Origin of the sequence: Streptomyces sp. NPDC057136 (genome assembly GCF_042670885.1) — a bacterium.
In the GTDB taxonomy this organism is placed as follows: Bacteria; Actinomycetota; Actinomycetes; order Streptomycetales; family Streptomycetaceae; genus Streptomyces.
On record NZ_JBHUUV010000043.1, the window covers coordinates 20,790 to 43,647 of the forward strand.

Annotated in this window: 19 protein-coding genes; 11 read left to right on the plus strand and 8 right to left on the minus strand. The window is 69.8% G+C overall.

Going from position 1 to position 22,858, the window contains the following annotated elements; all coding sequences use genetic code 11:
* Positions 1-146 precede the first annotated feature (146 nt).
* Positions 147-2,297: a tetratricopeptide repeat protein gene (locus ACFT7S_RS33390; protein WP_382738506.1), complete on the plus strand. Its 2,151-nt coding sequence runs from the start codon at positions 147-149 to the stop codon at positions 2,295-2,297.
* 11 nt (positions 2,298-2,308) lie between these two features.
* Here the strand turns inward: ACFT7S_RS33390 and ACFT7S_RS33395 are convergent, their stop codons facing one another.
* The 3 genes from ACFT7S_RS33395 to ACFT7S_RS33405 all read right to left on the minus strand — a co-directional run bounded on the left by ACFT7S_RS33395 (position 2,309) and on the right by ACFT7S_RS33405 (position 6,004).
* On the minus strand, positions 2,309-3,640 hold the full coding sequence (locus tag ACFT7S_RS33395) for a hypothetical protein (RefSeq protein ID WP_382738508.1): 1,332 nt from the start codon (positions 3,638-3,640) through the stop codon (positions 2,309-2,311).
* A 589-nt stretch (positions 3,641-4,229) separates the two neighbouring features.
* Complete coding sequence (locus ACFT7S_RS33400; RefSeq protein WP_382738511.1) at positions 4,230-5,357, minus strand: alkaline phosphatase PhoX; 1,128 nt, start codon at positions 5,355-5,357, stop codon at positions 4,230-4,232.
* 173 nt (positions 5,358-5,530) lie between these two features.
* Entirely contained in the window at positions 5,531-6,004 is a 474-nt protein-coding gene (locus tag ACFT7S_RS33405; protein WP_382738513.1) for a hypothetical protein, read from the minus strand.
* Positions 6,005-6,267: 263 nt separating this feature from the next.
* On the opposite strand from ACFT7S_RS33405, the gene ACFT7S_RS33410 reads away from it, so the two are divergent.
* The 8 genes from ACFT7S_RS33410 to ACFT7S_RS33445 all read left to right on the plus strand — a co-directional run bounded on the left by ACFT7S_RS33410 (position 6,268) and on the right by ACFT7S_RS33445 (position 14,367).
* Positions 6,268-7,317, plus strand: coding sequence for an alpha/beta fold hydrolase (locus ACFT7S_RS33410; protein ID WP_382738516.1), 1,050 nt, complete (start codon positions 6,268-6,270; stop codon positions 7,315-7,317).
* Positions 7,318-7,395: 78 nt separating this feature from the next.
* Complete coding sequence (locus ACFT7S_RS33415; RefSeq protein WP_382738519.1) at positions 7,396-8,217, plus strand: maleylpyruvate isomerase family mycothiol-dependent enzyme; 822 nt, start codon at positions 7,396-7,398, stop codon at positions 8,215-8,217.
* Between the two features lie 161 nt (positions 8,218-8,378).
* The gene (locus ACFT7S_RS33420; protein WP_382738522.1) at positions 8,379-8,759 is read left to right on the plus strand and encodes a hypothetical protein; all 381 of its coding nucleotides are present in this window, start codon (positions 8,379-8,381) and stop codon (positions 8,757-8,759) included.
* A gap of 254 nt (positions 8,760-9,013) precedes the next feature.
* On the plus strand, positions 9,014-9,844 hold the full coding sequence (locus ACFT7S_RS33425) for an ABC transporter substrate-binding protein (RefSeq protein WP_382738524.1): 831 nt from the start codon (positions 9,014-9,016) through the stop codon (positions 9,842-9,844).
* Between the two features lie 50 nt (positions 9,845-9,894).
* Positions 9,895-10,683 carry an amino acid ABC transporter permease gene (locus ACFT7S_RS33430; RefSeq protein WP_382738555.1) on the plus strand — a complete coding sequence of 263 codons (789 nt, stop codon included), beginning with the start codon at positions 9,895-9,897 and terminating at the stop codon, positions 10,681-10,683.
* A 22-nt stretch (positions 10,684-10,705) separates the two neighbouring features.
* Positions 10,706-11,473 carry an amino acid ABC transporter ATP-binding protein gene (locus ACFT7S_RS33435; RefSeq protein WP_382738527.1) on the plus strand — a complete coding sequence of 256 codons (768 nt, stop codon included), beginning with the start codon at positions 10,706-10,708 and terminating at the stop codon, positions 11,471-11,473.
* 357 nt (positions 11,474-11,830) lie between these two features.
* Positions 11,831-13,144 carry a cytochrome P450 gene (locus ACFT7S_RS33440; RefSeq protein ID WP_382738531.1) on the plus strand — a complete coding sequence of 438 codons (1,314 nt, stop codon included), beginning with the start codon at positions 11,831-11,833 and terminating at the stop codon, positions 13,142-13,144.
* A 32-nt stretch (positions 13,145-13,176) separates the two neighbouring features.
* Positions 13,177-14,367, plus strand: coding sequence for a cytochrome P450 (locus ACFT7S_RS33445; protein WP_382738558.1), 1,191 nt, complete (start codon positions 13,177-13,179; stop codon positions 14,365-14,367).
* A gap of 58 nt (positions 14,368-14,425) precedes the next feature.
* Here the strand turns inward: ACFT7S_RS33445 and ACFT7S_RS33450 are convergent, their stop codons facing one another.
* On the minus strand, positions 14,426-14,986 hold the full coding sequence (locus tag ACFT7S_RS33450) for an SMI1/KNR4 family protein (RefSeq protein ID WP_382738561.1): 561 nt from the start codon (positions 14,984-14,986) through the stop codon (positions 14,426-14,428).
* Between the two features lie 199 nt (positions 14,987-15,185).
* Between ACFT7S_RS33450 and ACFT7S_RS33455 the strand changes: the two genes are divergently transcribed.
* Entirely contained in the window at positions 15,186-15,410 is a 225-nt protein-coding gene (locus ACFT7S_RS33455; RefSeq protein WP_382738534.1) for a hypothetical protein, read from the plus strand.
* 107 nt (positions 15,411-15,517) lie between these two features.
* Positions 15,518-16,531 carry a LacI family DNA-binding transcriptional regulator gene (locus tag ACFT7S_RS33460; RefSeq protein ID WP_382738537.1) on the plus strand — a complete coding sequence of 338 codons (1,014 nt, stop codon included), beginning with the start codon at positions 15,518-15,520 and terminating at the stop codon, positions 16,529-16,531.
* A gap of 78 nt (positions 16,532-16,609) precedes the next feature.
* On the opposite strand, the gene ACFT7S_RS33465 is transcribed toward ACFT7S_RS33460, so the two are convergent.
* The 4 genes from ACFT7S_RS33465 to ACFT7S_RS33480 all read right to left on the minus strand — a co-directional run bounded on the left by ACFT7S_RS33465 (position 16,610) and on the right by ACFT7S_RS33480 (position 22,858).
* A complete protein-coding gene (locus ACFT7S_RS33465) occupies positions 16,610-18,589 on the minus strand; it encodes a beta-galactosidase (protein WP_382738540.1) in 1,980 nt (659 codons plus the stop codon).
* 14 nt (positions 18,590-18,603) lie between these two features.
* The gene (locus tag ACFT7S_RS33470; protein WP_382738542.1) at positions 18,604-20,838 is read right to left on the minus strand and encodes a 1,4-beta-glucanase; all 2,235 of its coding nucleotides are present in this window, start codon (positions 20,836-20,838) and stop codon (positions 18,604-18,606) included.
* 68 nt (positions 20,839-20,906) lie between these two features.
* Positions 20,907-21,803 (minus strand): carbohydrate ABC transporter permease, encoded by an 897-nt coding sequence (locus ACFT7S_RS33475; RefSeq protein ID WP_382738562.1) that lies wholly within the window; start codon positions 21,801-21,803, stop codon positions 20,907-20,909.
* Positions 21,804-21,844: 41 nt separating this feature from the next.
* The gene (locus tag ACFT7S_RS33480) at positions 21,845-22,858 is read right to left on the minus strand and encodes an ABC transporter permease (RefSeq protein WP_382738545.1); all 1,014 of its coding nucleotides are present in this window, start codon (positions 22,856-22,858) and stop codon (positions 21,845-21,847) included.

Here is a 22,858-nt window from a genome sequence, read left to right on the forward strand (position 1 = left end):
CACTACTGACACGACGGACATACCAGGCCAGGAAGGCCGATCAGCCCCGCTCCCACCTCGCCTGCCGCTAACGTTGATCCACACGGTGACAGCGCCGGTGCCGGGGAGGGCGCATCGCGCGGAGCACCGGGAACGGGGAGCGCCACATGCTGGAACCCATGTCGCTGGCCGCCATCACGGCGGTGCTCGGCGCGGTCGGCTCAGGCATGGCCAACGAGGCCGGAAAGTGGGCCTGGGAGTCGACCGGCGGTTTCGTCCGGAGAATCGCGGGACGTGAAGTGCCCGCCCCCGGCGCGCCGGGCGACATCGACGAAGTGGCACGCCTGGTGCACGAGCGGGTGAGCGGCGATCCGCGGCTCGCGGCCTCCTGGGAAAGGTTCGCCGCAAGGGTGAGCGCCGACGGTATCCAGGGCATTCCGACGGGACAGCCGCGCATGCCGGCTTCGATACGGTTCTTCACGGACCGCACGGAGGGGATGAAACTCCTCCACCGGGAAGCGACACGCCGTCCCGACGGCAGCCCCCGCATCGCCCTGGTACACGGCCCCGACGGCATGGGCTCCAGCACTCTCGCCGTCCACTACGGCACCCGTCACGCCCAGCACTTCCCCGACGGACAGCTCTACGCCGACCTCATGGGCCACACCACCACCGGCCCCCGTGACGTGGGGACCGTACTGCGCGGCCTCCTGCGCCAACTCGGCGTCCGCGACGAGGAGATGCCGCCCGCGACCGACCGGCTCGGCGACTTCTTCCGGCGGTGCGTCGCGGACCGCAAGCTCCTCGTCGTCCTCGACCACGCGCACTCGGCGGCCCAGATCCGGCCGCTCCTCACCTCGGCCCCCGCCGTGTTCACCATCGTGGTGGCCCGGCACCCGTTCCCCGGCCTCGACGCCGTACGCGTCCCCGTAAGCCCGCTCACCGACAGGGACTCCGTGCGGCTGCTCACCGACCTCGCGGGCAAGCCCGCCGTCGCCGCGGCCCGCGCCACGCTGCCGTCCCTGCTGGCCCGGTGCGGCGGATCACCGTACGCGCTGCGCGCGGCGGTGCCCCGGCTTTCCGTACCGTCGCTGCCGCCCACCACCTCCCCGGAGTCGCCCGCCATGGCCGACAACGATCCTGTGCGCGCAGCGGCGGACGACGCCTACCGCTCACTGGAACCGGCGGCGGCCAGGCTCTACCGCCTCATGGCCCTGCGGGAGTGGCCGGCCTTCGACGCGGCGGCTGCCGCGCACGCCACAGGTCAGGACCCGGCAGCCTGCGGGACCCTGCTGGAGGACCTGGCCGACCGGATGCTGCTGGAACGCCGTACGGACGGGCCGTCCCAGGGCCGCTACCACTACCGGGCCGCCATCCGCGCACACGCCGAGGCCGCCGCCGTCCGCGAGGACGGCATCGCCGCCTGCTCGGCCGCCCTCACCCGGACACTGCGGGGCTACACCGCACTCGCGGCGTCCGCGGCCCACGGTGCGCTCCCGGAAAGCTGGCGCGTGCCCGCTCCGAACTCCGGGCCCCAGGAGCCCGGTTACGCGGACCGGGGCGCGGCGCTCGACGTACTGATCGCGGAGTCCGGCAACCTCGTCCAGGCCGTGCGATGCGCCGAGGAGTCCGATGATCCGGACACCGTCGTACACCTGTGCCGATCACTCTGGCCGCTCCAACTCAAGGCCGGCCACCACGAGATGCTCCTGCCCGCCCTGCGGATCGGGACCCGTATCGCCGACGCACACTGCCCCGGAACGACGGATGCGGGTGCCCTGCACGCGCAACTGGCCCACACATTCACCGAGTTGGAGCACTGGGACGAGGCTCGGGCCGAGGCACTGGCGGCGGCGCGGGACGAGGAGGTGGCGGGCCACACGCGCGGCCACGCGTCGGCTGTCGAATTCCTGGGACTGCTGCGACTGCGGCAGTGGCGCTACCCGGAGGCGTACGAGTGCTTCGACGAGGCCGGAACCATCCTGGACGCGATGGGTGCGCAGGACGAGGGGGCCGCCGATCTCCCGCGCGCACGGGCCCTGTTGGAGCGCCACCGCGGGCGTGCCCTGCGTGGCCTCGGACGCCGGGACGAGGCCATCGAGGCTCTGGGCAGGGCGGTCGAGCGTTTCCGGGCGATCGACGACATGTACAACACGGCCCGCGCCCTGACCGACCTCGCCGAAACGCGACTGGACGGCGACGAGACGGACGCGGCGCTCCCGCTGATCGACGAGGCGATCACGACGCTCACCGGGCTACGAGCCGAGTACCACCTGTCACATCTCCTGCGCATGCGCGAGCGCTGCACGGCCCCGTGAGGCCGCGCCTCTCACGTCGCGGCGAGCGGAGCGACCCGCACCCGCCTTGAGGAGCCGTCTCCCACCCGTACCCACAGTCCGTCGTCCGCCACCTCCGCGACCGGACGCCCCGCCGAGAGCAGCGCGTGCAGGGCCGAGGCGGCGACGGCGGGGTCCGGCCCACCGTCCCGCTCGGTGACCATCCGCAATAGCCCCCCACCCCGCGTACGAACGACGGCTTCGCCCGGGCCGGTCACATAGGCGGCCAGGGAACAGCCCGCATACCGCTGGAGCACTTCGGCCGTCCAGACAGCCGGCGAACCGAAGCGAGGATCGTCCGCCGCCCCGTACCGGAAGATGACGTCGGCCAGATCGAGCTGGTCGACGTCTCGTGTGTCCTCGTGCACCGCGACATGCAACTCCGCGTCCGCAATCGTCACCGGCGCGGGACCGGCCCACCGGCTGACCGAGATCTCGCCGGAGGCGAGCATCCGCGTGACCACGCGCAACGGAACGGTCGGAGTCACCGACTCGCAGGCGGGCAGGGGGAGCGGCGCCAGCGAGGCTTTCCACTCCGGTTCCGGGGCATCCATCAGCGCATAGAACAGCGTCCGTAGCCGCGCGGCCGCCTCGCCCGGTACCGAGGTGGTGAACTCGGCGGGCCCCGGCAGCGGCCGATGGCAGGCGACGAGTGTGTCGATCTGGGCCCGCAGCGCCGCGCCGGGGTCGAGTCGGGGCGCGAGCCGCATGAAGGCGGAGATCGGCGCGTCGGGATCGAGGCAGTCCAGCGGCGTGGCCCCCAGCAGTACGGGAGTGCCGAGCGCCGCCGCGTAATAGGTGACGGAACCGTGGTCCCCGATCACGGCATCCGCCGCCAGCAGCGCCTGCCGCCACCCCGCCAGCGGATCGATCAGCATCAGGCCGCCGCGCCGCGCCCGGTCCAGCCAGGCGCGGATCTGACCGGGGCCGTGACCGTGCCAGATGTTGGGGTGCAGGATCGCGGCGAAGCGGTACTCGTCCACGGGGAACTCGGAGGTGAGCCGCGGCAGGAGCGTGGGCAGCACGTCGTCCCCGCCGTCACCGAACAACGACTCCGGATTCCAGGTCGAGTTCAGTACGACGAGCCGCTGATCCGGTCGCACACCGAGCGCCCGGCGGAACCGCTCACGGTAGGGGCGGGCGGCCAGTATCCGGTCGAAGCACGGGTCCCCGGCGAGTACGGCGGTCGGCGCCGCCTCGGGACAGGCGGCGCGCAGTCGGTCGATCTGCTCGGGGTGGGAGAGGACGAGGGCATCGGCGAGGGGAACGCCGTCCACGAGCAGCCATGGAGGGGACATCCCGAAGACGGGCGCCGACTCCACCACGCGCGCTCCGGACCTCGCACCCGATCCGGTGTCCGGTGTCCGGTGTCCGGTGTCCGGTGTCCGGTGTTGCCAGCCTCTTAGTATAACCAACGCCGTGCGAGAGAACGGCCAACTTCCCTGAAAACAGTTCCAGTTGACCGCCGAAGCTGGCGGACACGGCGAGGTCGACCCGTGTCTCGACCGCCTGCTCCCAGGGGAGGACGGGCACCCCCGTCTCGTGGAGCAGCTCCGCCAGCCCGGCGGTGAACGCCGAGGACCCGGGCGAGGTCGCGAGGAGCTGCACCCCGAGATCGTCGTCGAACAGTGGCAGCACATCGAGCAGCCGGGTCGCGGCGGTCACATTGTGTACGACGATCAGCACGCGCCTGCAGGTGCCGCGGGTGGCCCACCGCGCCGCGTCGTCGCCCACCGGCACCCGAACCCACCCGGCCCGCGCCTGCCCCATCGATGCCCCTTCGCCCAGCCCACCGACCTGCTCACGGGCGCCGACACCGATTGCACGCTCGCCCATCACAGTCAACCAGCGAGAGCTCGTCGTCGGGCGACCGGGGGAGTGCCCGGAGCGTCGGTGTCGGCGTCGGTGTCGGCGTCAGTGCCGGAACGGGCCGCGCACCTCGTACGTCATGCCTCCCGACCCCGTCCGCTCGCCGCTGGTCCCGCGCTGCGAGGAGAAGTACAGCCGGGTGCCGTCCGGGGAGAAGGCGGGACCGGTGATCTCGGATTCGGCGTGCCCGTCGAGGCGGAGGACCGGGGCGACCGTGCCGTCCCTCGTGATGATGTTGATCTCCATGTTTCCGCCGTCCTCCGCGACGTACAGGTCGCCCGCGGTGGTGCCGGTGACGTTGTCGACGCCGTTGAGGGTGCCGTCGCCGTTGTAGACGGCGGTGATGGTCTGTGCGGCCGTGTCGTAGGCCCAGACCTTGCGGTCGCCCTTGGCGGTGAAGTAGCAGATCCCGTCCGCGTAGTGACACCCTTCGCCGCCGTCGAAGTGACGGGCGGCGGGGAGCTGGTGGCGGGTCTGGGTGAGGAGGGCGGACGGGGAGGGCACGGCGCGCCACTCGATGCCGTCGCCGGTGGTCGTGCACGCGACGTCGAGGCGGCCGCGGGACAGGTCGCCCCAGGTCGCCGGGGTGAAGCGGTAGAAGCAGCCGTCCTCCTCGTCCTCGGTGAGGTAAATGGCCCGGTGGTCCGGGTCGCAGGCGGCCGCTTCGTGCTTGAAGCGGCCCATGACGGGGCGCGACACGGCGGTCTGCCGACCGTAGGGATCGGCCTCGAAGACGCGTCCGCGGTAGATCTCCTCGCAGGACAGCCAGGTACCCCAAGGGGTCGCCCCGCCCGCGCAGTTGAGGTTGGTGCCGGAGAGGATGCGGTACGCGCGGTCGGTCGAGCCGTCGGCGCGGAACCGTATGGCGGAGGCGCCGCCGATCAGGGGGAGCTCGGAGTTGGACACGTAGATCCAGCCGTCCCCGTCCGCGTAACAGGCGCCGCCGTCGGGTGCCGAGTGCCAGATCGTGCCCCCGACCGGGTGCAGGGACCTGGCCACCACGCGACTCGTGAAGCCGGCCGGGAGAGCGACGCTGTTGGCATCCGGGGCCAGCAACGGGCCGTACGGGCCCGCGCCGCTGTCGGCGGAGGCGGCATGCTGCCACAGGCTGCCGGAAAAGGCGACGGCGCCCGCTCCGGCAGTGACGGTGCGCAGGAAGGTGCGTCTCTGCATGGGCAACTCACTCCTGTCATCGGGTGGCGCGGCGGGTGCGAGGCCTCGCCGCCGCGTACATCAAGTCCCGCCCAGCGGTCGGGGAGGTGGCCTTCCGCTGAAGGGGGATCGACATGTACATGTAACCCATGGTTACGGTGTTTGCCCGCACCGTCCAGGGCCCGAAGGGCACGTCAGGCGGCCATCGCGACGGACGCTTTGCCCAGCGCGACTTCACCGGCGGTCGCCCGATCGGCGAAGACCACGACCCGCAGCAACGCGAACCGCCCGACACCCGCCAGGGCGGAGGCCGACAGATAGACGGCCTGCTCGACCAGGGCCGAGGGTTCCGGCCGTACGACGTACAGACACAGCAGGGCCCCGGTGGTGAACGCATAGCTCACGGCCACCGTCAGCCCGGACTGGAGGTGGACTCCCCAGCCGCTCCGCCCGCTCCGGAAGGAGACCCGGCTGTGTAATTCGGTCGCGATCAGCGTGGAGACGACCGTGACCAGCGCGTTGGCGACGGCCATCGGCATCCGGTCATTGAGCAGGACGAGCACCCCGCTGGAGGCGAGCCCGACACCACCACCGCACACGACGAAGCGCACGAAAGCCGCGAGAACCGGGTGGGCGGTGCGCGTCGGCCGGTGCGAGGGGGCGGTCACGGGGGTCCTCCGGAGGTCGTGTGAAGCGATGTTTCGATTCCACCCCAGAACCTACGGACCGGTCGTCAGCCGAGCGACCGGGTTTATCCCCGACTTAGCTGGGGGGTTACCCCCATGGCCGTCTGGGGGTCGCCCCCGGCCTCGGAAGCACCGCCGGTCCGGCGTCCCACCCGAAACGTGGTCGAAATGCCCCGTGCGGCAGAGGTTCCTACGCTGAGGAGGAACGCTGAGAAGGAACCGTAGACACGACAGGAGGCGAGCCTGTGGCCGATGCCCCGGAACCCGGACCGCACGCGTCCCGCGCGGACCGTCTGCACGCGGTGGGCGACCATGACGTACGCCTGAGCCACCACGTGGTGCACGGCTACCGTCGCGCGTACCGGATCGTGGGCGAGGGCCCGGCGATCCTCCTGATCCACGGCATCGGCGACTCCTCGGCAACCTGGGCGAACCTGATCCCGGAGCTGGCCCGGAACCACACGGTCATCGCCCCCGATCTCCTGGGCCACGGCGCCTCCGACAAACCACGGGCCGACTACTCGGTGGCGGGCTACGCGAACGGCATGCGCGACCTCCTGGGAGTCCTGGGCATCGAACGCGCCACCCTCGTCGGTCACTCCCTTGGCGGTGGCGTGGCGATGCAGTTCGCCTACCAGTTCCCCGAGCGCACCGACCGCCTGATCCTGGTGAGCGCGGGCGGAGTGGGCGCCGAGGTCACCCCGATCCTCAGGGCCGCCTCGCTCCCGGGCGCCGACCTGATGCTGTCCGCGCTGCGCCTGCCCGGCATGCGCGCCCAGGTGGGCCTCTTCACCCGCCTGATGAAACTGCTCGACACGGACCTCGGCCAGGACGCCGCCGAACTGGTCGACCTGGTGGACGCCCTCCCCGACGACACGTCCCGCAGCGCGTTCATCAGTACCCTGCGGGCGGTGGTGGACTGGCGCGGCCAGGTCGTCACCATGCTCGACCGCTGCTATCTGGCGGAGGGCATGCCCACACTGCTGCTCTGGGGATCACGCGACCGCATCGTCCCGGTCGATCACGCCTACGGCGCCCACGCGGCGATGCCGGGCAGCCGCCTGGAAATCTTCGAAGGCGCCGGCCACTTCCCCTTCCACAGCGACCCCGCCCGCTTCCTCGCCCTGGTCGAGGACTTCATGCGCACCACGACCCCCGCGAACTGGAGCCAGGAACGCTGGCGCGAACTGCTGCGCGCCGGCCGGCCGGGGAGCGCTGCGGGCGACCCGGACGAGGCGTTTCACCGGGCGGTGGAGCGCGGTTTGCGGGAGGCGAGTGAGCGGAGTGCCACCTGAGGGCTTGTCGATGCCCCCGTCACCTGGTCTTGTGTACCGCGGGTAACAACTCTCGAGGACAGGTGCGGCGTGGAATCAGTGGCTGGACAGCCTGAGCAGGACATACGGGGCACTCTGCCCGGGGGACTTGCCAACGCGATACGAGACACCGCCCTGGAGATTGCCGCGCTACTGAGTGAGGCCACCGACACAGGTGCTGCCATACCCGGTTCGGAGTGGAACATCGGCGAGGCGGCAGCGCACCTGGCGCAGGCCAACGAGCTGATGGCCGACATCGCGGCGGGCCAGGAACGGAGCTACGGCGACGGCACGCCGCAGAGCCTCGCAGAGGCGAACGAACGCGCGCTCGCCGTGTTCGACGAGCGTGAGGCCGGTCCGCTGGCCGGGATGATCGTCGCGCAGGCCGACGCTTACCTCAAGGCGATGGACCGGCGCGCGACTGAGGGGACTGTGGTCACCCCGCTGGGTACGATGAGCGCCGAGGTTCTGGGTTCGTATCTGCTGGCACACATGCTCGGCCACGGCTATGACCTCGCCCGCGCCCTGGGCCGCCCGCACATGATCGACCGCGCCCGGGTCGACCTGACCCTGCCTTTCCTGATCACCGCCATGCCCCGGGTGACCGATGCCGCTGCCACAGCCGGCCTGACCGCCCGTTACACGATCCGCCTGTGGAGCGGGGCCCGCTTCGGCGTGACCTTCACCGACGGAGCCGTAACGGTCGCGTCGCAGCCGCCGGCCCGCCCGGACTGCACGATCCACATCGAGCCGGTCACCTTCTTCCTGATGGCGCTGGGCCGCCGCAACCCGGTGGCCGCCATCGCCTCGGGCCGCATTCTCGCCTGGGGCCGCAGGGCGTGGCTCGCTCCGCGCTTCCCGACGCTCTTCAAGGCGCCGTGAACCTTGCCAGGGAACGAGGAGAACAGCTGAACAATCAATCCGGGCTCCGACCAGGCCTGTTCGGGGCTCTCTGTGTCGTACTGCTCCTCACCTCCTGCTCACAAGCCGACGGGGACGATCGGAGCGCGACCGACGGACGCAGCCCGCACTGGGGAAAGGGCATGGGTGCTGCCGAGGCGTCCACATTCATGAAGGTGAGGGTGCCCGAGGGCGCGAAGGAGGTGAAGGGCGCCGTTCAGGTCAACCCGCAAGAAGACGTCTACCTGCTCTCCTTCGTCACTGACGAGAGTGCTGCCGTACGGATCGCGGGGGAACTGCGCTCGGAGACGCCCCTGCGGACCAGGAACCACGACCTTCCCCCTGCGACCGATCTCTTCGGCCACCTCGGTCTTGCCGAGCCTCAGACCAGAAAGGGTGCCCGCTGGGCGGGGGTGTGTCCGCCCTGCGTGGGTGACAAGCGACGGAGTGCGGTCGCCTGGATCGAAATCCACGTCCTTGAACTGGACGCCGGCAACACCCGGGTGTACATGCAGGCGTTCTGACGTTGCTCGCTGCGTGGGGCGGCCTACGATTCGCCCGGTTGTCGTTGTCGCCGGCCCGGCGGAGTCGGACGTCTGAAGGTGCGGCAGCCCCGGGCGTGAGCCGCGCGGAGTGAAGCGGGACGAAGCCCCCAACCATCAGGGCAGGGTGGACTTTCGGTCGGTGCTCCGACATTCTGTGCGGACTTTGATCGCGGATCACCGTCGATCCGCGAGTCCGTCCGCGAGTCCGTCCTTCGTGTGCAAAGGGAACCGCCATGAGCTCGTCCCGCCTGCCCTCCCGCCGGATCGCCGCGGTCTGCGCGGCCGCCGCGCTTGCTCTTCCGCTCAGTGCCTGTAGCAGCAGCGATGACGGAGCGACCGTCAAGGGTGCGAAGTTGGTCAAGTCCGGCCAGATAACCACCTGTACGCATCTGCCGTACGCGCCCTTCCAGTCCGAGAAGGACGGAAAGGTAGTCGGGTTCGATGTCTCGATGATCGATCTGGTTGCAGAGGACCTGGGCGTGAAGCAGGTCGTCGTGGACAAGTCGTTCGAGACGATCAAGACCGGTGCCGACCTCAATGCCAGTGTCTGTGACGTGGCCGCCGCCGGTATGACGATCACCGACGAGCGCAAGGCGAATCTGGACTTCTCCGCACCGTACTTCGACGCCACCCAGGCCCTGTTGGCCCGCAAGGGCGTCAAGGCGGCGACTGTCGAGGACATCACCGAGCAGAAGCTCAAGCTCGGTTCCCAGTCCTCCACCACCGGCGAGGACTTCGCCCATGAGCACGGCGCCGACCCGCAGTCCTTCGAGAGCTCCGATGCCGAGCTCAACGGACTGCGTACCGGCCAGGTGGATGTCATCGTGCAGGACTACCCGGTCGTGCAGAACTGGCTCAAGGACCCCGCCAACTCGTCCAAGTTCGAGATCGTGGGCAATCTCGACACCGGTGAGCAGTACGGCTTCGCGGTCCGCAAGGGCGGCAACCCCAAGCTGCTCGCGATGATCGACCAGGCCATCAAGGACGCGAAGTCCGACGGTACGTACAAGAAGCTGTACGAGCAGTGGATCGGGCCCATGCCGAAGGGTGCCGCAGCCCAGTGACCAGTCTGACCACCCGTAAGGACGCGGAGGAGACGGCTGCGCGGCCCCGGATGTCGCCGCGCCGCCGGCGCCGCATCTCCCGCGGGGCGCAGTACGCCGTCTTCGCGATCGCCGTGATGGTCGTGGGCGCGCTGGCCGACTGGCGGCAGCTCCAGGAGCAGTTCCTGGACCTCTCGGTCGCGAAGCAGCTCTTCCCCGAACTCATCACGGTCGCGCTGCTGAACACCGTGGTGTACACGCTGACCGGTTTCGGCGTCGGACTCGCGCTGGGCCTCGTCATCGCCCTGATGAGGCTGTCGTCCGTTGCGCCCTATCGGTGGCTTGCGATGGCGTATATCGAGTTCTTTCGCGGACTGCCCGCCCTGCTGATCTTCATCTTCGTCGGGGTGGGTGTGCCGCTCGCCTTCCCCGGGATCGTCTTCCCCGGGGAGACGTACGGGCAGGTCGCCTGCGCCCTCGGTCTGGTCGCCGCCGCCTATATGGCGGAGACCATCCGGGCGGGCATCCAGGCCGTACCGCGTGGGCAGTTGGAGGCGGCGCGGACGCTGGGCATGTCCCACGCCACTGCGATGCGGTCGATTGTGATCCCTCAAGCCTTCCGGATCATCGTGCCGCCGCTCACCAACGAAATGGTCCTGCTCTTCAAGGACTCCTCGCTCGTGCTCTTCCTGGGCGTCACGCTGCAGCAGCGTGAACTCACCAAATTCGGCCGGGACTTGGCCAGTACGACAGCCAATACCACTCCCATCTTCGTGGCGGGTCTGTGCTACCTCCTGGTCACGATCCCGCTCGGCTATCTCGTACGGCGCCTCGAGGCCCGTCATGCACAGGCAAGGTGACGGCGGGATGGGGAAGGTGGGTATGACGGACATGACTCCGGCGATCGAGATCCGCGGGTTGCACAAGTCGTTCGGCGATGTCGAGGTGTTGCGCGGTATTGATTTCACGGTCGCCGCCGGCGAGGTCGTATGCGTGGTCGGTCCATCGGGGTCGGGGAAGTCGACCCTGCTTCGCTGTGTGAATCTGCTGGAGGAGCCGACGAGTGGCAAGGTCACCGTCGGCGGTGTCGACATGAGCGATCCGGACATCGATCTGGACGCGATGCGCCGCCGGATCGGCATGGTCTTCCAGCAATTCAACCTCTTTCCTCATCTGAACGTCCTGGACAACCTGACGATCGCTCAGCGCCGGGTACTCGGACGCGACAGGGAGAATGCAGGCCGCATCGCCCGGGAGAACCTTGCCAAAGTCGGCCTGGCCGACCGCGAGGACAGCTTCCCCTCCCAGCTGTCCGGCGGCCAGCAGCAGCGTGTGGCCATCGCGCGGGCCCTGTCGATGGGGCCAGGGCTGATGCTCTTCGACGAGCCGACCAGCGCGCTCGACCCCGAACTGGTGGGCGACGTACTTGGGGTCATGCGCACCCTTGCCGACGAGGGCATGACGATGATGGTCGTCACCCACGAGATGGGCTTCGCCCGCGACGTCGCCGACCGTGTGGTCTTCATGGACGACGGCCGAGTGGTGGAGGAGGGTGCCCCGGAGGATGTACTGGCCCGGCCGGAACACCCCCGGACCAAGGCATTCCTCGCCCGGGTCCTGCACCCGGGCGCCGTGCAGCCCGAGGTCTGACGGAGCGGCGGCGGAGTGTGACCACGGCGTGGAGTCGGTCGACGAGGCCGGTGAGCCGAGTGAAGGCCGGGACGGGCCGGCAGTCCGGATTCAGCCAAGGTGCCGGGCTTGCCCCCGCACACATTTGGCTCCTCACCGCAACGGGACCGCTTCCTGAGTGCGGTGCCATCAGCAAGGAGAACGGCTTCGTGCCCGTGATCGCGCACCCAATTGCGAGGAGATGCCGCCCGTTTGTGTCCGTTCAAGAATGAGAATGATCGCGAACGGCGGTCGTGGCTGCGCATAACCTTCATATAGTGGGGCCGCGTTGATCGTATGATCGCGACGCGTGAAGCTTCCGCCACAGGAGTCAGGACGATGACGCACCCTCCATCCGCCGTGCCATCACCCGATTCCGTGACGGACACCCGCTCCGGTGGCGGCTGCCCCGTGCGCTCGGGTCCTGCTGCCGTTGCGCTCAGTGGGCCCGGGTTTCATACCGACCCCCAGACTCTCTATCGCACGATGCGCCGCGATCACGGGGCCGTCGTGCCCGTGGAGCTGGTCGGGGGCATTCCGGCCTGGTTGGTCATCGGGTACCGGGAGCTTCATCAGGTCACCAGCGACGGCGAGTTGTTCCCCCGGGATGTCGGGCTGTGGAACCAGTGGGGCCGGCTGCCCGAGGACTGGCCGTTGTTGCCGATGGTCGGGCGGCCCATGCCGTCCATCTACTTCACTGCCGGTGCCGAGCACCGGCGGCACGCCGAGATGGTGGGGCCCGCGCTCGAGGGTGTGGAGCCGCACGAACTGCGTGGACACTGCGAGCAGTTGGCCGACCGGCTGATCGACGACGTGTGCCGGAGTGGTACCGCCGATCTGATCGCCGACTTCGCCGAGCCTCTGCCCGTGCTCGTCCTGGCCCGCCTGGTCGGGTTTCCTGACGGCGAGGGGCTGCGCATCGCCCAGGTGCTGAAGGAGCTGGCCGACGGCGGGCCCGGGGCGCAGGAGGCCCACGTCCGGTTCGGGGAGCATATGCAGCGGCTGCTCGCCGCTCGGCGGGCCGATCCGGGGGATGACGTGACGTCCCGGATGCTGGCCCACCCGGAGGCGTTCACCGACGAGGAGTACGTACTCGATCTGATGGCCATCACGGCCGCCGGGCATCTGACCACCGCCGGCTGGATCGGCAACTCCATGCGGCTGATGCTCACCGACGACGACTTCGCCGAGGCGCTCGCGGGTGGTCGGCGCAGCGTTGCCGAGGCGATGAACGAGGTGCTCTGGGAGGACGGTCCCACCCAGATCCTCGCCGGGCGATGGGCGGTCAGGGACACCCAGCTCGGCGGCCGGTCCATCCGTGCCGGGGACATGCTGCTGCTCGGGCTGGGAGCGGCCAACGCCGACCCGCACATGCGTCAGCACATCTCCACCACGGGAAGCCTGTCGGGGCAGGGCGGAAACAGTGCGCATCTCGCCTTCAGTCATGGCGAGTACCGCTGCCCGTTTCCCGCGCAGGAGATCGCCGAGATCATCGCCCGTACCGGTATCGAGGTGCTTCTGGACCGGCTGCCCGACCTCGAACTCGCCGTCGCCGCACAGGATCTCCTACGCCGGCCCTCCGCCTTTCTGCGCGGGATGACGTCGCTTCCCGTCCGGTTCACCCCCGTACGTCCGACAGGAGACTCGTTGTGAAGTGCCCCCATGCCGCCGTGGTCATCGACCCCATGGTGCAGGACCTCGACGGTGAGACCGAGCGGCTGCGCGACGCCGGACCGCTGGCGCGGATCGAACTGCTCGGCGTGCCGGCCTGGACCGTCACCCGTCACGCCGAGGCGCGCCACCTGCTCCTCGATACCCGGCTGGTGAAGGACCTCGACGCCTGGGGGCTCTGGCAGAGCGGAGAGGTGACCTACGCCTGGCCGCTGATCGGCATGATCGACGCGGGGCGCTCCATGTTCACGGTGGACGGGGCGGAGCACCGGCGGCTGCGGACCAAGACCTCCCAGGCGCTCACGCCGCGCCGGCTGGAAGAGATACGTCCGGACATCGAGCGGTTCACCGAGGAGCTGTTGGACGAACTCGCCGCGCAGGGCAAGGACGGTGCCACGGTCGATCTCAAGAGCGTGTTCGCCCAGCCGCTGCCCATGCGGGTCGTCGGCCTGCTGATGGGGGTGGACGGGTCCGAGCACGCCATGCTGACGCAGCGGTACAAGGCGTTCTTCTCCATGCTCACTCCGCAGGAGGAACGACTCGCTCTGCTTGCCGAGTTGGACGTCTTCTACACGCGGCTGGTACGGGACAAGGCCGCCCGGCCCACGGACGATCTGACCACCGCGCTCATCCTCGCCGACGAGGGCGGCGAGCCGCTCACCGAGGAAGAGGTGGTGGGCAACCTCAAGGCGATGGTGGCGGCCGGGCACGAGACGACGATCGGGCTGATCCTCAACGCCGTACGGGCGCTGCTCGCCCACCCCGACCAGCTGCGCATGGTGCTGGCCGGCGAGGTCTCCTGGGAGACCGTGATCGAGGAAACACTGCGCTGGGACACCCCCACGACGCACCTGCTGATGCGCTTCGCCACGGAGGACATCCAGGTGGGCGACGACGTGATCGCGAAGGGGGAGGGTGTGGTCATCTCCTACCGGGCCATCGGCCGCGACACCGCGCAGCACGGGGCCGATGCCGACGCCTTCGACATCACCAGGGCCGCTCCCATCCGCCACATGACGTTCGGCCACGGTCCGCACATCTGTCCAGGAGCCGCGCTGTCCCGGGTGGAAGCGGCCATCGCGCTGCCCGCGCTGTTCGGGCGCTTCCCCGGGCTGCGGCTCGCGGTGGCGGACGGCGAGATCCGTAAGCTGCCGGTGATGACGCAGAACGACATGGAGTCCTTCCCCGTCCTGCTGGAAGGCTGAGTGGCAAAGAGCTGAGCAAGCGCCGTGGTTCGGGTCGCCCCCGCAGGCAGCGCGTGCCTCAAGGGGCGTCGAACCACGGCTTGTTCGCGGCCCAGTGATTCACCCAGCCCGCCAAGCCGGACCCGCCGGTACTGAAGCCGAACTCCGCTCCGAACGGCGCGGCCCCTTCACCGGAGATGTTCCAGACGTGACCCCTGTGTGGTCCGGTCACGACCAGGTGCCAGTACATGCCGCAGCCGTCCGTGCCCAGCACGATCGAACCGTGGTCGAAGACCGGGTCCAGGAGCGCTTCGATCTCCTCCAGGGGGCGCGGATCGTCCTCCCACAGCCATGCCTCGGTGAGCGGAAAGGGCAGGTCCGGCCGGCGCTCGGGACGCTCGTCCCCCCAGTCGTCCGGCAGTTCGGCCAGTGCTACGAGGCCGTATTCGGGAGGCCCGGCATACGAGCCGTCGGATATCTCCGCGACGAACGTCCGGTACGGCTCGGGCAGGACGACGCCGTGCTCGGCCTCGAAGGCGTGTACCGCCGTCCAGCCGAGGGCCGACGCGCCGTTGTCGTCGACGTCGAAGGCCGCACGCAGAGCGGCGAGGTCAGCGGGGGCAGCGTGCTCGGTATCCATGGGGATCATGGATATCACCCGCCTCCGACACCCGCCTCCGACACCCGCCTCCGACACCCGCCTCCGAGAGCCGCCTTCGACACTCGCCTCCGAGAGCCGCCTTCGAGAGCCGCCTTCGACACTCGCCTCCGAGAGCCGCCTTCGAGAGCCGCTTCCGGTTCCCGTCCGGCCCGTCGGGGCCGCCGTTAGTCTGGCGGCTATGACAGGCAGACGACTCACCCGCCGGATCTCCGACGGCGAGCGCATCGAGGGCACCTGGCGGCACGCTGAGGGAGATGTCGAGGAAAGCACGCCGAGGGGTGTGCACGGCAACCTTTTCGCCGTCGGCGGCGACTATGGCATGTCCCTTGCGTCCGCGTCCCGCACCCTCGGTGTATCGAAGCGCTTCGACTCTTCTCTGGACAGGTTGTGCGGAGAGCTCTAGGCTCCAGGTATCTGTGCATGTCAGATGGTCACATAGGTGCTGAGACGGCTTGTTGAAGCGCTTCGAAGATTTCGTCATTCGTCGTCCCGTAAGTAATGGAGAGCTGAATGGTCACGCTTGCCGAGGTCGCCCAGCACGCCGGAGTCTCTGCGAGCACGGTGAGCTATGTCCTCAGCGGGAAGCGCTCCATCTCGGCGTCCACGCGCGAGCGCGTGGAGCAGAGTATCCAGCAGCTCGGCTACCACCCCAACGCGGGCGCCCGGGCCCTCGCCAGCAGCCGGTCCAACATCATCGCGCTGATGGTGCCCCTGCGCACCGACATGTACGTGCCCGTGATGATGGAGATCGCCATCGCCGTCGCCACCACCGCCCGCACCCACGGGTACGACGTCCTCCTCCTCACCGGGGAGGAAGGTCCCACGGCCGTGCGGCGCATCGCCGGGAGTTCCCTCGCGGACGCCATGATCCTGATGGACGTCGAGCTCCAGGACGAGCGGCTGCCCCTGCTCCGGGAGACCGACCGGGCCGCCGTACTTATCGGGCTGCCCGCCGACACGGCCGGGCTGACCTGCGTGGACCTCGACTTCGAGGCGACCGGGGCACTGTGCGTGGAACACCTCGCAGGGCTCGGACACCGTGAACTCGCCGTGATCGGGGAGGCCGCCGCCGTGTACGAACGGCACACCGGTTTCGCCGAGCGCACCGTGGACGGGGTACGGGCCAAGGCCCGTGACGCGGGGGTCCGGGTGCTGCACCGGCCCTGCGAGGGCGGGTACGCGGCGATGGCCGGCACGCTGGCCCGTATCTTCGACGAGAGGCCGGGCACCACGGGCTTCATCGTGCAGAACGAGGCCGCCGTCGAGCCGCTCCTCAACCTGCTGCAACAGCAGGGCCGGGCCGTGCCGGAGGATGTGTCCGTCGTCGCGATCTGCCCCGATCAGGTGGCTTCCCAGGCGTCGGTGCGGCTCACCTCGGTCGCCATACCGGCACAGGAGATGGGCCGCCGGGCGGTCGAGCAGGTCGTGGCCAAGCTCGGGGGCCGCGGCACGGACGAAGTCGAGCTGCTGACACCTGAATTGACCATCAGAGCCAGCACGGGACCGGCCCCCGCAGGAGTGTGAGCGGGAGCTGGTACCCGTACCGTCGGCCATGGTGCACGGGCCCCCGGGGGAGCGGAAGCCGGTGCACCATGCCACCGGTCATGCCGCCGTGGTGCTCCTGAGGGCGGCGACCCCGTAGCGGTCCAGTTCCACGCTACCGTCCGTCTTCGTGCCGGTCAGCAGATCGATGTGCGGGCCCGGCAGCGGTACGGTCACCCGGCCCCGCCCGTGGTGGAGCAGGAACAGCACGTCACCCCGGCGCACCGCCTCCACCCCGGCGGGCAGCTCCGCCAGTACGGGGCGGGCTCCCGCCTCACCGGCCGCGCGGCCCAGTAGGTCGCGCAGGGCTTCCGGGGCCGGCATCGTCGACACGTACCACGCGGTTCCCTTGCGCAGCACGGCCGGAAGGCCGTCGAGCTCGCCGCCACGGTAGGCGGCGACCGTCTCCGCAGTGCCGTCCGGCTCCAGCTCCTCGGACCAGACCTGGCCCTCGAAACCGTCGCACTCCACCACCGCGTCCGCGTCGAGCGGCCACCACTCGTGCACCGTACGGATGCCGAACAGCTCACGCAGCCGGGCGTCCATGCCGCCCGGCCTGATCCGGTCGTCCTCGTCGGCGACGCCCGTGAAGAAGCCGCAGACCAGCGTGCCGCCGCCCCGCACGTACGCGATCAGATTGTCGATCGCCGCGTCCGTGAGCAGATAGAGGTGGGGTACGGCGACCATCCGGTATGCGCTCAAGTCGGCTTCCGGGCGGGCGAATTCGGTCGCGATCCCGTTCTCCCAGAGGCCGCGGTGCCAGGCCTGGACGACCTCCGTGTACGAGAGGAGCGAGGACGGCCGGCCCTCCTGCGCACCCGCCCACCACGCGTCCCAGTCGTGCAGGATCGCCACGTCGCCGGCCACGTCGGCGCCGCTCACCTCCGGGCCGATGAGTTCGAGTTCCGCGCCGATCCGTTTGATCTCGCCGAAGGTGCGGCCCTGTTCGCCCGCGTGGCTGAGCATGCCCGAGTGGAACTTCTCCGAGCCCTGCTGGGACTGCCGCCACTGGAAGTAGCAGATGGCGTCGGCGCCCCGGGCCACGGACTGCAGGGACCAGAGCCGGTTGAGCCCGGCCGGCTTGGGGTGGTTGACCCCGCGCCAGTTGACCGGGCCCGCGGCCTGTTCCATCACCATCCACGGGCCCCCGGCCTGCGAGCGCGTCATATCGGCGAGCATCGCGTTGTACTGGCCGCCCTGCGGGTCCCGCGGATCGGGATAGATGTCGACCGAGACGATGTCCTCCTCGGCCGCCCACGCCCACGCGTCCTGACCCGACCACAACGGCATGAAGTTGGTGGTCACCGGGATGTGCGGGCTGTGCCGGGCGACGATGTCCCGCTCGGCGACATAGCACTCCATCAGGGCGTCGGACGTGAACCGCTTGAAGTCCAGCAGCTGCGCCGGGTTGTGCAGGTACTGCGCCTTTCGCGGGGGCAGGATCTCCGCCCAGGAGTCGTAGCGCTGACTCCAGAAGGCAGTGCCCCAGGCCTCGTTGAGCGCCGGCACCGTGGTGTAGCGGTTGGCCAGCCAGCGACGGAAGTGCTCGGCGGTGGCATCGCACCAGCAGTGCGTGCAGTACTCGTTGTTGATGTGCCACACGGTGAGTGCCGGGTGGTTCGCGTACCGTGCCGCCAGATCCTCGCTGAGCGCGGCGGAGTAACGCCGGTAGACGGGCGAGCTGGCGCAGAAGTGCTGCCGGGACCCGTACCAGATCACCGAGCCGTCCTCGGCGCGCGGCAGCGTCTCCGGATACTGCGCACCCATCCAGGGCGGTGGCGACGCTGTCGGTGTGGCGAGGACGACTCCGATGCCGTGCGCGTGCATCAGGTCCATCAGCCGGTCGAGCCAACCGAACTCCCGTGCTCCGGGGCGAGGTTCGATCGTTGCCCAGGAGAAGACGCCGAGGGTGACGGAGTTGACGCCGGCCTCCCGCATGAGCCGGGCGTCCTCGGCCCACACCTCCTCGGGCCACTGCTCGGGGTTGTAGTCGCCACCGAAGAGGATGCGGCCTCGGGTGGCGTCGCGCAGGGACGGCATGGACGTCTCGTTTCTCACTCGGGGTCCGCGTACTGGATGCCGCGGCCGTTGGTGCCGAGGTAGACACGGCCGTGGACGCGGGGATCGCCGGTGATGACCTCGCCGGTCCAGCCCCACTGGTGCGCCTGGTCGTTGATCCGGATCCAGGTGGCGCCCGCGTCGTCGGAGCGCAGCACCGCCACACCGTCGTACGTGGCGGAGGCCCGGCCGGTCTGGTAGATCGCCGGGTAGGTGGCCCTTGTCCGGCGGCCCGTCGACGGTGCCTCCTTGCCGAAGCCGAGGGCGTGCGAGGCCTGGCAGCCCGCCACCGCGGTGAAGGTGAGACCGCCGTCCGTCGAGCGGAACAGCCCGTTGTCCTTCGCCGACAGCCACAGGTCACCGCTGCGCCCGGGCGCCGCCGCGATACGGAACTGAACGTCGCCGGAAGGCAGTTGTGCGGCCCCCTTGGTGAAGGTGGCGCCCGAGTCCTTCGATACGAACACCGCACCCGTGTCGGTGTCGTACACATAGAAACGGGTGGCGTCGAGCGGGTCGGCGACCGGTGCGCCGCCCTTCGGGAAGGTGGGGACCTCGGCCCAGGTGGCGCCGCTGTCCGTCGAGCGGTGGGCGGCGTACTTCGTGCCGTCCCAGTGGATGAACGACCAGAGCAGCGCCTTGCCGTCCGCGCTCACTGCGATCGGACCGGGCGCCGAGGCGGCGATGGACGGCTGGGAGGCGAAGGGCTGCCAGCTCGCGCCGCCGTCGTTCGAGTACGCCCCGGCAGCGCCTCCGGACGGCCAGCCGGCCCGTACGACGTACGAGGGCTTGAGCGTGGCCAGGGCGAGCCCGGTGGCCGAGCCGAAGACCGGATTCGACGCCATGCCGCGCGACGGGGACGCGGTCAGCGAGTCGTGGTACATCACGCCGATGTCCCCGAGCCCACTGAGCAGTTGGGCGCCGCCGGCGGGCGGAGCGATCAGCTGCCGCACCGCGGACTCCTCCAGGCCCCGGATCTCCGGCGCCCAGTGCACGAGGTCGCGCGTCCCGAAGATCGTGGCGCCCGTGCCGTACACGATGTGCCGCGAGTCGAAGGGGTCGACGGCGAGGGCCTGAATCCACCAGCCGAACTTCGCGTCGGTCCCGCCCCAGCGCAGGTACGGGGTCTCGGACACGTCGAGGACCGCGGAGTCCTTGAGCGAGGTCCAGCTCGCGCCGCTGTCCGTGGACCGGAAGAGGGTGTCGACGGCCCCCCAGCGGTTGTTGGTCGAGACGACGACCGTGCCGGGGCGGCTCGCGTCGACGGCGACACCGCCGTAGCCGAAGGCGTCGCCGCTGTTCGGTGCCACGGGAGAGACGTCTGACCAGACGCCCGTCACCGTGTCGAGGCGGTGGACGGAGCCGTTGGACTGGTTGTTGGGGCCGGGGCCGTCCGCGTAGGTCACGTACAGCGCCTGTGCGCCCGCGTCGTACGCGGCACGGATCGGCACCTTCGTCGCCGCCGCGCCGGCGGACGGCTGGCCGGGCACCGCCTGCCAGCCGCCGGAGCCGTCCGTACGGTAGAGCGTGGTGCCGCCGTCGCCCCACCCCGCGTACACCGTCCGGCCCGCCGCCACGAGCACGGTGACGCCCTGGCCGCTGGCCGACGGAGTGGCGGGGAAAGCGGCCGGGGCCCAGGTGGCACCCCGGTCGGTGGAGCGCAGCAGGCCGTCGTGACGGGTGCCGAGCCAGAGCGTTTCGCTGTCGCGCGGGTCGACGAGCAGCCGCTCGCCCGCACCCCGGCCGTCCTCGTTCGCCCCGAGCCGTACGGTCAGGTCCGTGCGGGCCCAGGTCGCGCCCCGGTCGTTCGATCTGAGCACCGCGCCGGGACCCGCCCAGGACTGGGCGTACGTACCGAGTGCGAGGTACAGCCGGTCGGGGAAGGCCGGGTCGACGGCCAGGGCCTCGACGCCCAGCAGGTTCCAGTCGTCCCAGCCGAGGTGATCGGTGAGCGCGGTCCAGCGGGCCTCGGCCGCGTCCCACCGGTACGCGCCGCCGATGTCGGTACGGGCATACGCCAGGCCCGCGACGGCCGGGTGGAAGAGCACACCCGTCACGAAGCCGGTGCCGCCGATGGCTGCGGTGCGCCAGCGGTACGCCTGCGTGGTCGCCCTCCCACGCCGGGTCGCGGCCCCGGCGGCGGCCGCGACCGGCAGGGTGACGGCCGCCGCCGCGACGCCCGCTCCGGCGAGCACGGTGCGGCGGCGGGGCATGGGGAGGGACGAATCGCGCATGACGAACACCTTCCGGTGGGGGAGTGGCGGGGGTCGTACTGTGCGGGGAAGGACGGAGGGCGCCGGGTTCAGCCCTTGATCGCGCCGGTGAGCATGCCCTTCTTGAAGTGTTTCTGGACGAAGGGCGACAGGACCGCGACGGGCAGCAGAGCCAGTACCATCACGGCCATCTGGATGGCGAGCGGGGAGAGCCCTTGGGTGTTGATGGCCTGGGCGAGCCCGACGGGCCGCTCCTGCTTGAGGACCAGCTGGTTCATGATGTTCTGCAACGGGAGCATGTCCGGATCGCTGATGTAGATCGAGGCGTTGAACCAGGCGCTCCAGTAGCCGACCGCGTAGAAGAGCGTGATCACCGCGATGACGGCCCGGGAGAGCGGCATGACGATCTGCCACAGGATGCGGAAGTCGCCGGCCCCGTCGATCCTGGCGCTCTCGATGAGCTCCTGTGCGGTGCTCATGAAGAAGGCGCGCAGGACCAGGATGTTGAAGACGTTCAGGGCGCTGGGGAGGATCAGCGACAGATACGAGTCGGTGAGGCCGAGGCCCTGCACCACCAGGTATGTGGGGATGAGTCCGGCGCCGAAGAACATCGTGGCGAGCAGGATGATCAGGAGCGGCCGGTGGAGGACCGATCCGCTGCGGGAGAGCCCGTACGCGCACATGATCGACACGGTCATGCTGAACAGCGTGCCGACCACCGTCACACAGAGGCTGACGAGAGTGGCCCGGGTCACCTGACCGCCGCCGAGGAGTTCCTGGTAGGCGACGAAGGTGATGCCGCGGGGGATCACGACGAGTCCACCGGTCTCGGTGATGGTCTTCACCGAGGAGAGGCTGGTGACGATCACCACCCAGAGCGGGAAGAGCACCGCGAGGCAGACCCCGACCAGGACGACGCCCTTGGTCGCGAGTCCGGCGCCGGTCGGCTCCTCCTCCCAGACGGGCCGCAGCCTGCCCCGTACCATCGGGCCCTGCTGCCGTCCGTTCAGTTTCCCTGCGAGCAGGCTCACTTCTTGTACACCCCCTGCTCGCCCATGAGATGGGCGACCTTGTTGGCCGCGAGTACGAGCAGCAGGCCGAAGATTCCCTTGACGATGCCGACGGCCGCCGCGTAGCTGAAGCCGCCGTAGGTGATGCCGACGTTCCAGACGTAGGTGTCCAGAACCTCCGAGGCGCCGGGGCCGACCGCCGTCCGTTGCAGCAGGATCTGCTCGAATCCGACGGTCAGCGCGTTGCCGACCTGGAGGACGAGCAGCAGGGCGACGACGGGGCGCAGGGCGGGCAGCGTGATGTGCCACATCCGGCGCCACCGGTTCGCCCCGTCCATCGCGGACGCCTCGTACAGGTCGGGACTGACGGAGGCGAGGGCAGCGAGGAAGACGATGACGCCCCAGCCGGCGTCCTTCCAGATCATCTCGAAGGTGATCAGGAACTTGAACAGACCCGGGTCGGTCATCAGGTCGATGCCGTCGTGGCCGTGGTCGCGCAGCGTCTGCGAGATGAGGCCCGCGCCACCGAACATCTGCTGGAAGACGGTGACGACGAGCACCCAGGAGAAGAAGTGCGGAAGGTAGAGGATCGCCTGCGCGACGGCGCGGACGCGTGGCCGGACGAAGCTGTTGATGAACAGGGCGAGGAGGACCGGGACCGGGAAGAACAGCGTCAGCTGAATCAGGAAGATCGCGAGCGTGTTGCGCAGCGCCGCCCAGAACAGGCGGTCGTTCACCATCTGCTGGAACTGGTCGAGGCCGACCCAGGGGCTCTGGAGGATGGCCTGGAAGGCGTTGTCGGCGATGTACGGGTCGTACTCCTGGAACGCGACGACGTTCCCGGCGAGCGGGATGTACGCGAAGACGAACAGGAGGAGGATGGCCGGGAGCGTCATCAGGATCAGCGTGCGATCACGCCGCAGTCGGTGCCGCAGCGTGATCCCACCCGTCACCTTGACCGCTTTGACGCGCTGTTTCCTCACGGCCGGGCGACGCGCCTCGGCCTTGGTGCGGGGTTCGGTGTCGACCAT

Coding starts and splice junctions, on each gene's coding strand:
- ACFT7S_RS33470 (WP_382738542.1), bottom strand. CDS start 20,838: ATGCGCGATTCGTCCCTCCCCATGCCCCGCCGCCGCACCGTGCTCGCC.
- ACFT7S_RS33475 (WP_382738562.1), bottom strand. CDS start 21,803: ATGGTACGGGGCAGGCTGCGGCCCGTCTGGGAGGAGGAGCCGACCGGC.
- ACFT7S_RS33455 (WP_382738534.1), top strand. CDS start 15,186: ATGACAGGCAGACGACTCACCCGCCGGATCTCCGACGGCGAGCGCATC.
- ACFT7S_RS33440 (WP_382738531.1), top strand. CDS start 11,831: ATGACGCACCCTCCATCCGCCGTGCCATCACCCGATTCCGTGACGGAC.
- ACFT7S_RS33445 (WP_382738558.1), top strand. CDS start 13,177: ATGGTGCAGGACCTCGACGGTGAGACCGAGCGGCTGCGCGACGCCGGA.
- ACFT7S_RS33425 (WP_382738524.1), top strand. CDS start 9,014: ATGAGCTCGTCCCGCCTGCCCTCCCGCCGGATCGCCGCGGTCTGCGCG.
- ACFT7S_RS33390 (WP_382738506.1), top strand. CDS start 147: ATGCTGGAACCCATGTCGCTGGCCGCCATCACGGCGGTGCTCGGCGCG.
- ACFT7S_RS33435 (WP_382738527.1), top strand. CDS start 10,706: ATGACGGACATGACTCCGGCGATCGAGATCCGCGGGTTGCACAAGTCG.
- ACFT7S_RS33460 (WP_382738537.1), top strand. CDS start 15,518: ATGGTCACGCTTGCCGAGGTCGCCCAGCACGCCGGAGTCTCTGCGAGC.
- ACFT7S_RS33400 (WP_382738511.1), bottom strand. CDS start 5,357: ATGCAGAGACGCACCTTCCTGCGCACCGTCACTGCCGGAGCGGGCGCC.
- ACFT7S_RS33465 (WP_382738540.1), bottom strand. CDS start 18,589: ATGCCGTCCCTGCGCGACGCCACCCGAGGCCGCATCCTCTTCGGTGGC.
- ACFT7S_RS33480 (WP_382738545.1), bottom strand. CDS start 22,858: ATGGTCGACACCGAACCCCGCACCAAGGCCGAGGCGCGTCGCCCGGCC.
- ACFT7S_RS33430 (WP_382738555.1), top strand. CDS start 9,895: ATGTCGCCGCGCCGCCGGCGCCGCATCTCCCGCGGGGCGCAGTACGCC.
- ACFT7S_RS33450 (WP_382738561.1), bottom strand. CDS start 14,986: ATGGATACCGAGCACGCTGCCCCCGCTGACCTCGCCGCTCTGCGTGCG.
- ACFT7S_RS33420 (WP_382738522.1), top strand. CDS start 8,379: ATGGGTGCTGCCGAGGCGTCCACATTCATGAAGGTGAGGGTGCCCGAG.